The organism is Enterobacter cloacae complex sp. ECL72 (genome assembly GCF_019056635.1).
Taxonomy (GTDB): Bacteria; Pseudomonadota; Gammaproteobacteria; order Enterobacterales; family Enterobacteriaceae; genus Enterobacter; species Enterobacter hormaechei_C.
Window position 1 is genome coordinate 3,717,940 of sequence record NZ_CP077659.1, and the last position, 16,212, is coordinate 3,734,151.

The following is a 16,212-nucleotide window of genomic DNA, read 5'->3' on the forward strand; positions in this document are numbered from 1 at the left end:
CGTAAGATTAACACGAAGTCACCACAACGGCGGACATGAGTTACGAAAGGTTTCAATTCTATCCGTAGCCGCCGCCGTTGTCTTTAAGATTCAGGAGCGTAGTGCATGGAGTTCAGTGTAAAAAGCGGTAGCCCGGAGAAACAGCGGAGTGCCTGCATCGTTGTGGGCGTCTTTGAACCACGCCGACTCTCCCCGATCGCCGAGCAACTCGATAAAATCAGCGACGGTTATATCAGCGCCCTGCTGCGCCGTGGCGAACTGGAAGGCAAACCAGGGCAGACCTTGTTGCTGCACCATGTTCCGAACGTCCTGTCCGAGCGTATTCTGCTGATTGGCTGTGGTAAAGAACGTGAGCTTGATGAGCGCCAGTACAAGCAGGTTATTCAGAAAACCATTAATACACTGAATGATACTGGTTCGATGGAAGCCGTCTGCTTCCTGACGGAGCTGCACGTTAAGGGCCGCAACACGTACTGGAAAGTGCGCCAGGCCGTCGAAACCGCAAAAGAGAGCCTCTACAGCTTTGATCAGCTGAAAACCACCAAAAGCGAGCCGCGTCGCCCGCTGCGTAAAATGGTCTTTAACGTGCCAACCCGTCGCGAGCTGACCAGCGGCGAGCGCGCCATTCAGCACGGTCTGGCCATTGCCGCCGGTATTAAAGCGGCAAAAGATCTTGGCAATATGCCGCCAAACATCTGTAACGCCGCGTACCTGGCATCTCAGGCGCGCCAGCTGGCTGACGCGTACAGCAAGAACGTCATCACCCGCGTTATCGGCGAACAGCAGATGAAAGAGCTGGGGATGCACTCTTATCTGGCGGTCGGTAACGGCTCCCAGAACGAATCCCTGATGTCGGTCATTGAGTACAAGGGCAATCCGTCAGAAGATGCGCGACCCATCGTGCTCGTCGGTAAAGGGCTGACCTTCGACTCCGGCGGTATCTCCATCAAGCCTTCAGAAGGCATGGATGAGATGAAGTACGACATGTGCGGCGCGGCGGCGGTTTACGGCGTCATGCGCATGGTCGCGGAACTTCAGTTGCCCATCAACGTGATCGGCGTGCTGGCGGGCTGCGAAAACATGCCTGGCGGCCGCGCTTATCGTCCGGGTGATGTGCTGACCACCATGTCCGGCCAGACCGTTGAGGTGCTGAACACCGACGCCGAAGGCCGTCTGGTGCTGTGTGACGTGCTGACCTACGTTGAGCGTTTCGAACCTGAAGCGGTTATCGACGTGGCTACCCTGACCGGCGCCTGCGTGATCGCGCTGGGCCATCACATCACCGGCCTGATGTCGAACCACAACCCGCTGGCGCATGAGCTGATCGGCGCGTCCGAGCAGGCCGGCGACCGCGCGTGGCGTCTGCCGCTGGGGGACGAGTTCCAGGAACAGCTGGAGTCTAACTTCGCAGACATGGCGAACATCGGCGGTCGTCCTGGCGGAGCTATTACCGCGGGCTGCTTCCTGGCGCGCTTTACCCGCAAGTACAACTGGGCGCACCTGGACATCGCGGGGACCGCATGGCGCTCCGGTAAAGCCAAAGGCGCGACCGGACGTCCGGTGGCGCTGCTGTCGCAGTTCCTGCTCAACCGTGCGGGTTTTAACGGCGACGAGTGATGAAAAACGCCGGGTGGCGGCTTCGCCTTACCCGGCCTACAGCATCACTCAACCGTAGGCCGGGTAAGCGAAGCGCCACCCGGCTTTGCATTTAAATCCACGACAAGAAGCCCCATATATGAAGAATGCAACGTTCTACCTTCTGGACAATGACACCCATCAGGATGGCCTCAGCGCCGTTGAACAGCTGGTGTGTGAAATTGCCGCAGAACGTTGGCGCGCAGGTAAACGCGTCCTGATTGCCTGTGAAGATGAGCAGCAGGCGATTCGCCTGGATGAAGCGCTATGGGCGCGCCCGCCGGAGAGTTTTGTTCCGCATAACCTGTCGGGCGAAGGTCCACGCGGCGGGGCACCGGTGGAGATTGCCTGGCCGCAAAAACGCAACAGCAGCGCGCGCGACATTCTCATTAGCCTGCGGACAGACTTTGCAGATTTTGCCACCGCTTTCACAGAAGTGGTAGACTTTGTCCCTTACGAAGAATCTTTGAAACAACTGGCGCGCGAACGCTACAAAGCGTACCGCCTGGCCGGTTTTAACCTGAATACGGCAACCTGGAAATAATGGAAAAGACATATAACCCACGCGATATCGAACAGCCGCTTTACGAGCACTGGGAACAGCAGGGCTATTTCAAGCCTAACGGCGACGAAAGCAAAGAGTCCTTCTGCATCATGATCCCGCCGCCGAACGTCACCGGCAGTTTGCATATGGGGCATGCTTTCCAGCAGACCATCATGGATACCATGATCCGCTACCAGCGCATGCAGGGCAAAAATACCCTGTGGCAGGCGGGGACTGACCACGCGGGTATCGCGACCCAGATGGTGGTTGAGCGTAAAATTGCCGCTGAAGAGGGTAAAACCCGCCACGACTACGGTCGCGACGCGTTCATCGACAAAATCTGGCAGTGGAAGGCAGAATCCGGCGGCACCATTACCCGTCAGATGCGCCGTCTCGGCAACTCCGTAGACTGGGAGCGCGAGCGCTTCACCATGGATGAAGGCCTGTCCAACGCCGTGAAAGAAGTCTTTGTGCGCCTGTACAAAGAAGACCTGATTTATCGTGGCAAGCGCCTGGTCAACTGGGACCCGAAACTGCGCACCGCCATCTCTGACCTGGAAGTGGAAAACCGCGAGTCTAAAGGCTCCATGTGGCACATCCGCTATCCGCTGGCTGACGGCGCAAAAACCGCCGACGGTAAAGATTACCTGGTGGTGGCGACCACCCGTCCGGAAACCCTGCTGGGCGATACCGGCGTGGCCGTTAACCCGGAAGATCCGCGTTATAAAGATCTGATCGGCAAATTCGTGGTGCTGCCGCTGGTGAACCGCCGTATTCCGATTGTGGGCGACGAACACGCCGACATGGAAAAAGGCACCGGCTGCGTGAAAATCACCCCGGCGCATGACTTCAACGACTATGAAGTCGGTCGTCGTCATCAACTTCCGATGATCAACATTCTGACCTTCGACGGCGATATCCGCGAAAGCGCAGAAGTGTATGACACCAAAGGCAACGAATCCGACGTTTATTCCAGCGACATCCCGGCTGAGTTCCAGAAGCTGGAGCGCTTTGCCGCGCGTAAAGCCATCGTAGCCGCCGTTGACGCACTCGGCCTGCTGGAAGAGATTAAACCTCACGATCTGACCGTGCCGTACGGCGACCGTGGCGGCGTGGTTATCGAGCCAATGCTGACCGACCAGTGGTACGTGCGTGCCGACGTGCTGGCGAAACCGGCTGTTGAAGCGGTTGAGAACGGCAGCATCCAGTTCGTGCCGAAGCAGTACGAAAACATGTACTTCTCCTGGATGCGCGATATTCAGGACTGGTGTATTTCCCGTCAGCTGTGGTGGGGTCACCGTATCCCGGCGTGGTACGACAACGAAGGCAATGTCTACGTTGGCCGCACCGAAGAGGAAGTGCGTCAGGAAAACAACCTGGGCGCTGACGTTGCCCTGCGCCAGGACGAAGACGTGCTGGATACCTGGTTCTCCTCCGCACTGTGGACCTTCTCTACCCTCGGCTGGCCGGAAAACACCGACGCGCTGCGTCAGTTCCATCCAACCAGCGTGATGGTATCCGGCTTCGACATCATCTTCTTCTGGATCGCCCGCATGATCATGATGACCATGCACTTCATCAAAGACGAAGACGGCAAGCCGCAGGTTCCGTTCCATACCGTCTACATGACCGGCCTGATCCGCGACGACGAAGGCCAGAAGATGTCCAAATCCAAGGGTAACGTTATCGACCCGCTGGATATGGTGGACGGTATCTCTCTGGAAGAGCTGCTGGAAAAACGTACCGGCAACATGATGCAGCCGCAGCTGGCGGAGAAAATCCGCAAGCGTACCGAGAAGCAGTTCCCGAACGGGATCGAATCTCACGGTACCGACGCCCTGCGCTTCACCCTGGCGGCGCTGGCCTCCACCGGTCGTGACATCAACTGGGATATGAAGCGTCTGGAAGGTTACCGTAACTTCTGTAACAAGCTGTGGAACGCCAGCCGCTTCGTGCTGATGAACACCGAAGATCAGGATTGCGGCTTTAACGGCGGCGAAATGACCCTGTCTCTGGCAGACCGCTGGATCCTGGCGGAATTTAACCAGACGGTGAAAGCGTTCCGCGACGCGCTGGACAGCTACCGCTTCGACATCGCGGCAGGCATCCTGTACGAATTCACCTGGAACCAGTTCTGTGACTGGTATCTGGAGCTGGCGAAGCCGGTCATGAACGGCGGTTCTGAAGCGGAACTGCGCGGCACGCGTAATACGCTGATTACCGTTCTGGAAGGTCTGCTGCGCCTTGCGCACCCGATCATTCCATTCATCACCGAAACCATCTGGCAGCGCGTGAAGGTGATTGCCGGTATTAATGCCGATACCATCATGCTCCAGCCGTTCCCGGCATTCGACGCCGCGAAAGTGGATGAAGCCGCATCTGCGGATACCGAGTGGCTGAAACAGGCGATCGTTGCGGTACGTAACATCCGCGCGGAAATGAACATCGCTCCGGGTAAACCACTGGAGCTGCTGCTGCGCGGTTGCAGCGAAGCTGCCGTTCGTCGCGTCACCGAGAACAACACCTTCCTGAAAACCATGGCGCGTCTGGAAAGCATCACCGTGCTGCCTGCCGATGACAAAGGTCCGGTTTCCGTGACCAAAATCATCGACGGCGCGGAGCTGCTGATCCCGATGGCGGGCCTGATCGACAAAGATGCGGAGCTGGCGCGTCTGGCGAAAGAAGTGGCGAAAGTCGACGTGGAAATTGGCAAAATCGAAAGCAAACTGGCGAACGAGGGCTTTGTGGCCCGCGCGCCGGAAGCGGTCATCGCCAAAGAGCGTGAGCGTCTGGTTGCCTTCGCCGATGCGAAGACCAAACTGATCGAGCAGCAGGCGGTTATCGCGGCGCTGTAATGCTTTTACCCCTTACGCTTCAGGGCGTAAGGGGTATCCTTCCTGAAAACTCCTCGCTTGCACTCCCCTTTCTGCGGTGCTATTAACAGCAGTTGTGTGTCAATTTTTGTCATGAGTAATGCTATGAGCGTGATTACCCCCGTCGCGACGACAATGCGTCGGATCACTGAGCAGGACAACCCGGCTATCGCCGCCGTTATCCGCACGGTTTCTGCCGAATATGGCCTGACCGCCGACAAAGGCTACACCGTGGCCGACCCAAATCTGGACGAACTTTTTCAGCTGTACAGCCAGCCGGGTCATGCCTACTGGGTCATCGAGCAGGACGGCCAGGTCGTGGGCGGCGGCGGCATTGCCCCACTGCTTTGCAGCGAGCCGGATATCTGTGAACTCCAGAAAATGTATTTCCTGCCAACGATACGCGGACAAGGCCTGGCGAAAAAGCTGGCGCTGGTCGCCCTGGAACATGCACGCTCACAGGGCTTTAAACGTTGCTACCTTGAAACCACCGCTTTCCTTAAAGAGGCCATTGGCCTGTATGAACATCTCGGCTTTGAGCATATCGATGCGCCACTGGGCTGCACGGGCCACGTGGACTGCGAAGTCAGGATGCTGAAAAGTCTGTAAGTTTTGTTCCTGCCGTCTTCTGTTAAGCGTCTGTAAACTGAATGCTCTACACTCACAGTTCACACCAAAACAGGGGAAATGCGATGTCGAAGATAAAAAGCTACGCCGCACCGCAGGCGGGTGCAGAACTTGAGCTGTACGAGTACGATGCGGGCGAACTAAAAGCGGAAGACGTCGAAGTACAGGTTGATTACTGCGGGATCTGCCACTCAGATCTCTCGATGATCGACAATGAATGGGGCTTCTCCAGCTATCCGCTGGTGGCCGGGCACGAAGTCATTGGCCGCGTCGTGGCGCTCGGCAGCGCCGCGCAGGACAAAGGGCTGAAAGTGGGCCAGCGCGTGGGTATCGGCTGGACGGCACGCAGCTGCGGCCACTGCGACGCCTGTATCAGCGGCAATCAGATCAACTGCCTTGAGGGCGCTACGCCGACCATCCTGAACAAGGGCGGTTTCGCCGATAAGCTGCGCGCCGACTGGCAATGGGTTATCCCGCTGCCGGACAGCATTGATATCGAATCCGCCGGTCCGCTGCTGTGTGGCGGTATCACCGTCTTTAAACCGCTGCTGATGCATCACGTCACCGCCACCAGCCGCGTGGGCGTGATCGGGATTGGCGGTCTGGGCCATATCGCCATCAAGCTGCTGCACGCGATGGGCTGTGAAGTGACGGCGTTCAGCTCTAACCCGGCGAAAGAGCAGGAAGTGCTGGCGATGGGTGCGGATAAAGTGGTGAACAGTCGCGATCCCCAGGCGCTCACCGCTCTGGCAGGCCAGTTTGACCTGATCATCAACACCGTCAACGTCGATCTCGACTGGCAGCCGTACTTTGAAGCCCTGGCCTACGGCGGTAACTTCCACACCGTGGGTGCGGTGATGAAGCCGCTGCCGGTTCCGGCGTTTACCCTGATCGGCGGCGATCGCAGCATATCCGGCTCTGCTACCGGCACACCATATGAGTTACGCAAGCTGATGAAGTTTGCCGGACGCACAAAAGTGGCGCCAACCACCGAGCTGTATCCGATGTCAAAAATCAACGAAGCGATCCAGCACGTGCGCGACGGCAAAGCCCGCTACCGCGTGGTGTTGAAAGCGGATTTCTGATGTGAGATTGCCGGGGAATGTGCGGCCTGATGCCCTCACCCCAACCCTCTCCCACAGGGAGAGGGCGCAAACACTAAAAACGGTAACGGTTGTTACCGTTTTGCATCTACCATGGTCTTAAACACTTCCGCCACCGCGACCGCCCCCGGATCCATCACCCCGTCCAGATTCTCTTTATTCACGTACGACGAGCGTCCCGCGCCGGCTTTCGCCATTTTCGCCGTTGCTTCAGCCCCTTGCTGCGCGGCCTGCGCTGCCGCCTGAATATTGCCTTTCTGTAACGCCTCCAGCGCCGGTTGCAGGGCATCGATCAGCGTACGATCGCCGAGATCTGCACCGCCATACTGCTTCATCTGCGCCAGTCCGCTCAGCAATGCTTCAGGTAGCGACTGTCCATCGTGAAGCTTTTGTCCTGCCGCAGTGAAGAAGATCGACATCAATACGCCGCTCGATCCGCCCATTACCGTTGCCAGCCGCTCGCCAACCAGCAGGAGTAATGTCGGCACGTCGTTAAGGGGCAGGTTGTTCTCCTCAAGTCGCTGCGCAATATCCCGCGCCCCTTGCGCAAAGGTGGAGCCCGTATCGCCATCGCCTACTTTGGCATCCAGCGCGTTAAGGCGATTTTCCAGCTGGATCAATGTTTTCGTTACCGAGGCGACGGCCTCGCTCACCTGCGGATTGTCCGACGGGGTATATTCCACGCGATCATGAAGGGCGCTATGGGGGACGGTACGCAGGGGCGCGAACGCGACGGGCTTCTGCCAGCCCAGCGTCTCGACCTCGGCGTGAATCGCCTTCTCGAAGAAATCGTTGAGCTTTAACAGCGTTAGCGAAAAGCCTTTCATATCCAGAGCACTCACCAGCGGCGCCGGGCCAATCAGATACGCAATGTTCTCTTTCAACGCCGAATGCGCCAGCTCTTTGGTGAGCAGAGCCATCTCCAGCGCTGACACGCCGCCGAGGTTGTTGATCAGCACCGCAAAGCGCCCGTCACCCGCCTGGGCTTTTAGCGGCATCACCAGCGTATCGATAATCGCCCTGCTGTTCTGCGTATCCACCACCGATGCCCCCGGCTCGCCGTGAATCCCCAGCCCCAGCTCCACGTGGCCTTGCCTGATGCGTCCTTCTTCATCATCGCTACCCGGCAGGTTACAGGTTTGCATCGCAACCCCCAGGCTCCAGAGGTTATCGCAGGCCTGTTGCGCAATATCCCGCACGTCGTTTAGCGATTTCCCCTGTTCTGCCGCATATCCCGCAATCTTATGCACCAGCGCCGTTCCCGCGATACCACGCGGCTGCTTGTTATCCGGTAGGGCGATATCATCCGCCACGATAACCATCTCGACCTTCAGGCCGTAGCGTTTGGCTTTTTCCGCCGCCAGGCCAAAGTTAAGCCGGTCACCGGTGTAGTTTTTCACAATCAGCAGGCAGCCACGATCGCCCGTCACCGCCACAATGGCATTGAGGACCGCATCGACGCTTGGGGAAGCGAACAGATCGCCACACACCGCTGCGGTAAGCATGCCTTTACCGACGAACCCGGCATGTGCTGGTTCATGGCCGGAGCCGCCACCGGAGATCACCGCCACGCGGCTTTTATCCCAGTCGCCGCGAGCCACCACGCGGATGGCCGGATCGATATCCAGTTTGACGAGATTACCGTGCGGCGCGGAGAGAAGTATGCCTTCAATGGCATCGTTGACAAGCTGTTTGCGGTCGTTAAAAAAGAATCTGGACATAGTTTCCCAAAATTTTGTTTACCGTATGCAAAAGCATAGTCCGCACTGGATAATGCGCCGCAAAGTGAGGAATTTACGCAGACATTTTGCCGTCAGGTTGCCTATACTCCACCCAGGACTACGAGAGGACGTGCATCATGAGTACACCATTGTTAATCGCCAGGACGCTGGAAAAAGAGCTGTTTTTACTGCCCGCGATGGCGAACCGTCATGGCCTGATCACCGGCGCGACCGGGACGGGAAAAACCGTCACCCTGCAAAAGCTGGCTGAGTCGTTGTCAGAGACTGGCGTGCCGGTTTTTATGGCTGACGTGAAGGGCGATTTAACCGGGGTGGCTCAGGAAGGTGCAGCGTCAGAAAAACTCCTCGAGCGCCTGAAAAATATCGGCATCACGGACTGGACGCCGCACGGTAATCCGGTGGTGGCCTGGGATATCTTCGGCGAAAAAGGCCATCCGGTGCGTGCCACCGTCTCCGACCTCGGCCCGCTGCTGCTGGCCCGTCTGCTTAACCTCAACGACGTGCAGTCCGGGGTACTGAACATTATCTTCCGTATCGCCGACGATCAGGGGCTACTGCTGCTCGACTTCAAAGATCTGCGCGCCATCACCCAGTACATTGGCGATAACGCCAAATCCTTCCAGAACCAGTACGGCAATATCAGCAGCGCCTCGGTGGGCGCCATTCAGCGCGGGCTCCTGACGCTGGAGCAACAGGGGGCCGAACACTTCTTCGGCGAGCCAATGCTGGATATCAAAGACTGGATGCGTACCGACAGCAACGGCAAAGGCATTATCAACATTCTGAGCGCAGAGAAGCTCTACCAGATGCCGAAGCTTTACGCCGCCAGCCTGCTGTGGATGCTCTCTGAACTGTACGAACAACTGCCAGAAGCAGGCGATCTGGAAAAACCCAAACTGGTGTTCTTCTTTGACGAAGCGCACCTGTTGTTTAACGACGCGCCGCAGGTGTTGCTGGATAAAATTGAACAGGTTATCCGCCTGATCCGCTCCAAAGGCGTCGGGGTCTGGTTTGTGTCGCAAAACCCGTCGGATATTCCGGACAACGTACTGGGGCAACTGGGTAACCGCGTGCAGCACGCCCTGCGCGCCTTTACGCCGAAAGATCAGAAAGCGGTGAAAGCCGCGGCGCAAACCATGCGCGCCAATCCGGCCTTTGATACCGAAACCGCCATTCAGGCGCTGGGCACCGGTGAAGCGCTGATTTCGTTCCTCGATGCAAAAGGCAGCCCGACAGTTGTCGAGCGTGCGATGGTGATTGCGCCCTGCTCGCGCATGGGGCCGGTAACGGACGATGAACGCAACGGCCTGATCAACCACTCCCCGGTGTACGGGAAGTATGAAGACGAGGTGGATCGCGAATCCGCGTTCGAGATGCTGCAAAAAGGGGTGCAGGCGACTGCTGAATCGCAGGATGCGCCTGCCGCCAAAGGGCAATCTGTTGCCGTGGATGACGGTATTCTCGGCGGGCTGAAAGATATTCTGTTCGGCAGCACCGGGCCACGCGGCGGCAAACGCGATGGCGTGGTGCAGACCATGGCAAAAAGCGCGACGCGTCAGATTACCAACCAGATAGTGCGCGGCATGTTAGGGAGTCTGCTAGGCGGCCGTCGCCGGTAGCGGTGGAACCCACGGGCGGCCAAGCGCCGACCCCTGTACGCCGTTCTCCTGTAGATAGCGGTCGATTTCCAGCATCCCCGTCCAGCGGTTCTCACACCAGAGCGGTGCCAGAAGCGTTGGGCGGCGGGCGCTGGCCGAGATGCGGTGGTAAACAATCTCCGGAGGCGTGTGGCGAATCATCTCCCCCGCCGTCACCGTATAGTCGTCGAGTTCGATACCACTTAACCGCCCCGCTTCCCAGGCTTTCGCCATTATGCTGCCCTTCACGATATGCAGCGGATGCAGCTTAATGCCATCCACGCCGGTCTCGACGACTTTTTCCAGCGTTTCCAGCCCGTGCTGCTGCCCTTCTCCTGGCAAGCCGACAATCAGATGCGAGCAGACTTTTAATCCACGCTCACGGGCGAGACGCGTGGTGCGCTGGTAGCAGGCGAAATCATGCCCGCGATTGATACGGTGCAGGGTTTTGTCATGCGCGGTCTGCAAGCCCAGCTCCAGCCAGATCTCGTAGCCCTTCTCTTTGTACTCACTAAGTAAATCCAGCACGGCCTCCGGCACGCAGTCCGGACGCGTCCCCACGCACAGCCCGACAATGTTCGCTTGAGCAACCGCCTGCTGATACATCGAGCGCAGCACCTGCACCTCAGCCCACGTGCTGGTGTAGGCCTGGAAATAGGCCAGATACTGCTTCGCGCGATTCACCAGACTCGCCTGATGGGCGAGCTGTTCAGCGATAGATTTATGCTGCTGGGCCTCGTCAGCAAACGAGGCCACGTTACAGAAAGTGCAGCCACCACGCCCGATGGTGCCATCGCGATTCGGGCAGCTAAAGCCGCCGTGCAGCGTCAGTTTGTGAACCTTTTGCCCATAGCGCTGCAAAAGATCCCCACCAAACATATTGACTAATTTCTGTAACTGCATAATCTGATAGACCGTCCCGAAGAAAGGGGACAAGCCTGCCATTTTTAGCCTCTGTCGGCGATGACCTGGATCAATCGCCCTGGACGGCCTTTATCTGTTTGAATAAATAATCACGATTACCGAGATTTCATTCACCCTGTACGTAATTACTTTTCCTTATGTTCTGATGGTTTTTTTCATTTATAGCGCCAGGACTGAAAAACAGTGATTTTATGCGGGTTTGAATGCAACACCAGATTAATATTCTGCTATAAATCTGCATTTCAGCACGCTGCATCGATAATACCGCTTTCATATAGTGAGTCAGATCACACTCCCCTGCACCTCCCCGGTGCTTTAAGTGGTTGTAAAAATAGTTAAATACATATTAAAAACAAAAAGATAACTACGCTTTAGCACATTTTTGTATAAATAAGATTGCCATTTGACCTGTGTACCAATTCCCGATAAGTTGGAAATCCGCTGGAAGCTTTCTGGATGAGCGGCCTGCTCATCATATTTATGCAGTAATTGAGATTCCCTCTGAAGCAAGTCCTCAAACTTGTTTACCTGCGCGAAAGGATGAAAAAGAGGGCGAATGCGAGGTCCGCGTATGAAACGCTAACCCCGTCGCCATGCTCTTTCTGCGCCTGTGCGCCACGGTAAAGTTCAGTGGGAAGCCCGACGAGCCTGGGGAGGTTCACTGATATGTTGTACGATAAATCCCTTGAGAAGGATAACTGTGGTTTCGGCCTGATCGCCCACATAGAAGGCGAACCTAGCCACAAGGTAGTGCGTACTGCTATTCACGCACTGGCCCGTATGCAGCACCGTGGCGCCATCCTTGCCGATGGTAAAACCGGCGACGGTTGCGGCCTGCTGCTGCAAAAACCGGATCGTTTCTTCCGTATCGTAGCGGAAGAGCGCGGCTGGCGTTTAGCCAAAAACTACGCTGTCGGTATGCTGTTCCTGAATCAGGATCCTGAAAAAGCTGCCGCGTCGCGCCGCATCGTTGAAGAAGAACTTCAGCGTGAAACCCTGTCGATTGTCGGCTGGCGCGATGTGCCAACCAACGAAGGGGTGCTCGGTGAAATCGCCCTCTCCTCGCTGCCTCGTATTGAACAGATTTTTGTCAATGCGCCTGCGGGCTGGCGTCCGCGTGATATGGAACGCCGTCTGTTTATCGCCCGCCGCCGCATTGAAAAACGTCTCCAGGACGATAAAGAGTTCTACGTCTGTAGCCTCTCTAACCTGGTGAACATCTATAAAGGTCTGTGTATGCCGGCTGACCTGCCGCGCTTCTACCTGGACCTGGCGGACCTGCGTCTGGAATCGGCCATTTGCCTGTTCCACCAGCGCTTCTCCACCAACACCGTTCCACGCTGGCCGCTGGCGCAGCCGTTCCGCTACCTGGCGCATAACGGCGAGATCAACACCATCACCGGCAACCGTCAGTGGGCCCGCGCCCGTACCTATAAATTCCAGACGCCGCTGATCCCGGACCTGCACGATGCCGCGCCGTTCGTGAACGAAACCGGCTCGGACTCCAGCTCCATGGATAACATGCTGGAACTGCTGCTGGCGGGCGGGATGGACATCGTGCGCGCCATGCGTCTGCTCGTGCCACCGGCCTGGCAGAACAACCCGGATATGGACCCTGAGCTGCGCGCGTTCTTCGACTTCAACTCCATGCACATGGAGCCGTGGGACGGCCCGGCGGGCATCGTTATGTCCGACGGTCGTTTTGCCGCCTGTAACCTGGACCGTAATGGTCTGCGTCCGGCGCGCTACGTTATTACCAAAGACAAGCTCATCACCTGTGCCTCTGAAGTCGGGATCTGGGATTACCAGCCAGACGAAGTGGTCGAGAAAGGCCGCGTCGGACCGGGCGAGCTGATGGTGATCGACACCCGCGGTGGGCGTATTCTGCATTCCGCCGAAACAGACAACGATCTGAAGAGCCGCCATCCGTACAAAGAGTGGATGGAGAAAAACGTGCGTCGTCTGGTGCCGTTTGAAGATCTGTCGGACGAAGAAGTGGGCAGCCGCGAGCTGGACGATGACACCCTCGCGAGCTTCCAGAAGCAGTTTAACTACAGCGCGGAAGAGCTGGACTCGGTTATCCGCGTGCTCGGTGAAAACGGCCAGGAAGCGGTCGGCTCAATGGGTGACGATACCCCGTTTGCCGTGCTCTCCAGCCAGCCACGCATTATTTATGACTACTTCCGTCAGCAGTTTGCGCAGGTCACTAACCCGCCAATCGATCCGCTGCGCGAAGCCCACGTCATGTCGCTGGCCACCAGCATCGGCCGTGAGATGAACGTCTTCTGTGAAGCTGAAGGCCAGGCGCACCGTCTGACCTTTAAATCACCGATCCTGCTGTACTCCGATTTCAAACAGCTCACCACCATGACCGAGGAGCACTATCGCGCCGACACGCTCGATATCACCTTCGACGTGACCGAAACGAGCCTCGAAGAGACGGTGAACGCGCTGTGCGATAAAGCCGAGCAGATGGTGCGTAACGGCACCGTTCTGCTGGTGCTGTCTGACCGCAACATCGCGAAAAACCGTCTGCCGGTGCCTGCACCCATGGCGGTGGGGGCTATCCAGACGCGTCTGGTGGACAAGAGCCTGCGCTGCGACGCCAACATCATCGTTGAAACCGCGAGCGCGCGCGACCCGCACCACTTTGCGGTGCTGTTAGGCTTTGGCGCCACGGCAATCTACCCGTATCTGGCCTACGAAACGCTGGCCCGCCTGGTAGATACCCGCGCGATCGACAAAGACTACCGCGCCGTGATGCTGAACTACCGTAACGGCATCAACAAAGGTCTGTACAAAATCATGTCCAAAATGGGCATCTCGACCATCGCCTCTTACCGCTGCTCGAAGCTGTTTGAAGCGGTCGGCCTGCATGACGACGTCGCCAACCTCTGCTTCCAGGGCGTGATCAGCCGTATCGGCGGCGCCGGTTTTGCTGACTTCCAGCAGGATCTGGTGAACCTGTCGAAACGCGCCTGGCTGGCACGTAAGCCGCTGGAACAGGGCGGCCTGCTGAAATATGTCCACGGGGGTGAGTATCACGCTTATAACCCGGACGTGGTGCGCACGCTGCAACAGGCGGTGCAGAGCGGCGAGTACAGCGATTATCAGCAGTATGCAGAGCTGGTGAATAACCGTCCGGCAGCGACGCTGCGCGATCTCATTGCCCTCAATCCAGGTGATGAAGCGGTCAGCATTGACGAGGTTGAACCCGCGTCTGAGCTGTTCAAACGTTTCGACACCGCGGCGATGTCTATCGGCGCGCTGAGCCCGGAAGCCCATGAAGCGCTGGCGGAAGCCATGAACAGCATCGGCGGCAACTCCAACTCCGGCGAAGGCGGTGAAGATCCGGCCCGCTATGGCACCAATAAAGTGTCCCGTATTAAGCAGGTGGCGTCCGGTCGCTTTGGCGTAACGCCTGCGTACCTGGTTAACGCCGACGTGATTCAGATTAAAGTCGCGCAGGGTGCGAAACCGGGTGAAGGCGGTCAGCTGCCGGGTGATAAAGTCACCCCGTACATCGCTAAGCTTCGCTATTCAGTGCCGGGCGTGACGCTGATCTCCCCGCCGCCGCACCACGATATCTACTCTATTGAGGATCTGGCGCAGCTGATTTTCGACCTGAAACAGGTCAACCCGAAAGCGATGATCTCCGTGAAGCTGGTTTCCGAACCGGGCGTTGGCACCATTGCCACCGGTGTGGCGAAAGCCTATGCGGATCTGATCACCATCGCCGGTTACGACGGCGGCACCGGCGCAAGCCCGCTCTCCTCCGTGAAATACGCGGGTTGTCCGTGGGAGCTTGGCCTGGTGGAAACCCAGCAGGCGCTGGTCGCTAACGGCCTGCGTCACAAGATCCGTTTGCAGGTGGACGGCGGACTGAAAACCGGCCTCGACATCATCAAAGCGGCGATTCTGGGAGCGGAAAGCTTCGGCTTTGGTACCGGCCCGATGGTTGCGCTCGGCTGTAAATACCTGCGTATTTGCCACCTGAACAACTGTGCAACGGGCGTTGCTACCCAGGACGAAAAGCTGCGTAAGAATCACTACCACGGCCTGCCGTTCAAAGTGACCAACTACTTTGACTTCATCGCCCGTGAAACCCGCGAGCTGATGGCGCAGCTGGGCGTGAAGCGTCTGGTAGACCTGATTGGCCGTACCGACCTGCTGAAAGAGCTTGAGGGCTTCACGGCCAAGCAGCAGAAGCTGGAGCTGTCTAAGCTGCTGGAAACCGCTCAGCCGCATCCTGGCAAAGCGGTTTACTGTACCGAGAACAACCCGCCGTTCGACAACGGCGTGCTGAACGCACAGCTGCTGCAACAGGCGAAGCCGTATGTGGATGAGAAGCAGAGCAAAACGTTCTGGTTCGATATCCGCAACACCGACCGTTCCGTGGGTGCGTCCCTCTCCGGTTACATCGCGCAAACGCACGGTGACCAGGGTCTGGCGTCGGATCCGATTACCGCGCACTTCAGCGGTACCGCGGGTCAGAGCTTCGGCGTGTGGAACGCAGGCGGGGTTGAGTTATACCTGACCGGCGATGCCAACGACTACGTCGGAAAAGGTATGGCGGGCGGTCTGCTGGCGGTGCGCCCTCCGGTTGGTTCAGCCTTCCGCAGCCATGAAGCGAGCATCATCGGCAATACCTGTCTGTACGGCGCAACTGGCGGTCGTCTGTTTGCCGCGGGCCGTGCGGGCGAACGTTTTGCGGTGCGTAACTCCGGCGCCATCACCGTGGTGGAAGGCATCGGCGATAACGGCTGTGAATACATGACGGGCGGAATTGTGTGCGTCCTGGGTAAAACCGGCGTGAACTTTGGCGCGGGCATGACGGGCGGTTTTGCCTACGTCCTGGATGAAGACGGTGAGTTCCGCAAACGCGTGAACCCGGAGCTGGTGGAAGTGCTGGACGTTGATACGCTGGCCATCCACGAAGAACACCTGCGCGGTTTAATTACCGAACACGTGCAGCATACCGGTTCTTCGCGCGGCGAAGAGATCCTGGCCAACTGGCCGGCGTTCTCTGCGAAATTCGCGCTGGTGAAGCCGAAGTCCAGCGATGTTAAAGCCCTGTTGGGTCACCGTAGTCGTAGCGCAGCAGAGCTGCGCGTGCAGGCGCAGTAA

General features: G+C 57.8%; 9 protein-coding genes. 7 read left to right on the plus strand and 2 right to left on the minus strand.

Annotated elements, in window-relative coordinates; genetic code table 11:
• Window positions 1–105: 105 nt before the first annotated feature.
• The 5 genes from pepA to KTH07_RS18000 all read left to right on the plus strand — a co-directional run bounded on the left by pepA (window position 106) and on the right by KTH07_RS18000 (window position 6,764).
• Window positions 106–1,617 carry a leucyl aminopeptidase gene (gene pepA / locus KTH07_RS17980; protein ID WP_003861882.1) on the plus strand — a complete coding sequence of 504 codons (1,512 nt, stop codon included), beginning with the start codon at window positions 106–108 and terminating at the stop codon, window positions 1,615–1,617.
• Between the two features lie 118 nt (window positions 1,618–1,735).
• Window positions 1,736–2,179, plus strand: coding sequence for a DNA polymerase III subunit chi (holC, locus tag KTH07_RS17985; RefSeq protein ID WP_003861884.1), 444 nt, complete (start codon window positions 1,736–1,738; stop codon window positions 2,177–2,179).
• Window positions 2,179–5,034 carry a valine--tRNA ligase gene (locus KTH07_RS17990; RefSeq protein ID WP_017382726.1) on the plus strand — a complete coding sequence of 952 codons (2,856 nt, stop codon included), beginning with the start codon at window positions 2,179–2,181 and terminating at the stop codon, window positions 5,032–5,034. Before holC ends, KTH07_RS17990 begins: the two co-directional genes overlap by 1 nt.
• Before the next feature lie 123 nt (window positions 5,035–5,157).
• Window positions 5,158–5,661 (plus strand): GNAT family N-acetyltransferase, encoded by a 504-nt coding sequence (locus KTH07_RS17995; RefSeq protein ID WP_003861887.1) that lies wholly within the window; start codon window positions 5,158–5,160, stop codon window positions 5,659–5,661.
• A gap of 83 nt (window positions 5,662–5,744) precedes the next feature.
• Window positions 5,745–6,764, plus strand: a complete 1,020-nt coding sequence (locus tag KTH07_RS18000; protein ID WP_015571992.1) for an NAD(P)-dependent alcohol dehydrogenase — start codon at window positions 5,745–5,747, stop codon at window positions 6,762–6,764.
• Window positions 6,765–6,856: 92 nt separating this feature from the next.
• Here the strand turns inward: KTH07_RS18000 and KTH07_RS18005 are convergent, their stop codons facing one another.
• Window positions 6,857–8,503, minus strand: a complete 1,647-nt coding sequence (locus KTH07_RS18005) for a dihydroxyacetone kinase subunit DhaK (protein WP_023304495.1) — start codon at window positions 8,501–8,503, stop codon at window positions 6,857–6,859.
• 137 nt (window positions 8,504–8,640) lie between these two features.
• Between KTH07_RS18005 and KTH07_RS18010 the strand changes: the two genes are divergently transcribed.
• On the plus strand, window positions 8,641–10,143 hold the full coding sequence (locus KTH07_RS18010) for a helicase HerA-like C-terminal domain-containing protein (RefSeq protein ID WP_032618933.1): 1,503 nt from the start codon (window positions 8,641–8,643) through the stop codon (window positions 10,141–10,143).
• Here KTH07_RS18010 and KTH07_RS18015 read toward each other — a convergent pair.
• On the minus strand, window positions 10,123–11,064 hold the full coding sequence (locus tag KTH07_RS18015; protein WP_096152317.1) for a TIGR01212 family radical SAM protein: 942 nt from the start codon (window positions 11,062–11,064) through the stop codon (window positions 10,123–10,125). The two genes, KTH07_RS18010 and KTH07_RS18015, sit on opposite strands and share 21 nt — an antisense overlap.
• A gap of 687 nt (window positions 11,065–11,751) precedes the next feature.
• Between KTH07_RS18015 and gltB the strand changes: the two genes are divergently transcribed.
• Complete coding sequence (gene gltB, locus KTH07_RS18020; RefSeq protein ID WP_017382722.1) at window positions 11,752–16,212, plus strand: glutamate synthase large subunit; 4,461 nt, start codon at window positions 11,752–11,754, stop codon at window positions 16,210–16,212.

Coding starts and splice junctions, on each gene's coding strand:
- pepA (WP_003861882.1), top strand. CDS start 106: ATGGAGTTCAGTGTAAAAAGCGGTAGCCCGGAGAAACAGCGGAGTGCC.
- holC (WP_003861884.1), top strand. CDS start 1,736: ATGAAGAATGCAACGTTCTACCTTCTGGACAATGACACCCATCAGGAT.
- KTH07_RS17990 (WP_017382726.1), top strand. CDS start 2,179: ATGGAAAAGACATATAACCCACGCGATATCGAACAGCCGCTTTACGAG.
- KTH07_RS17995 (WP_003861887.1), top strand. CDS start 5,158: ATGAGCGTGATTACCCCCGTCGCGACGACAATGCGTCGGATCACTGAG.
- KTH07_RS18000 (WP_015571992.1), top strand. CDS start 5,745: ATGTCGAAGATAAAAAGCTACGCCGCACCGCAGGCGGGTGCAGAACTT.
- KTH07_RS18005 (WP_023304495.1), bottom strand. CDS start 8,503: ATGTCCAGATTCTTTTTTAACGACCGCAAACAGCTTGTCAACGATGCC.
- KTH07_RS18010 (WP_032618933.1), top strand. CDS start 8,641: ATGAGTACACCATTGTTAATCGCCAGGACGCTGGAAAAAGAGCTGTTT.
- KTH07_RS18015 (WP_096152317.1), bottom strand. CDS start 11,064: ATGCAGTTACAGAAATTAGTCAATATGTTTGGTGGGGATCTTTTGCAG.
- gltB (WP_017382722.1), top strand. CDS start 11,752: ATGTTGTACGATAAATCCCTTGAGAAGGATAACTGTGGTTTCGGCCTG.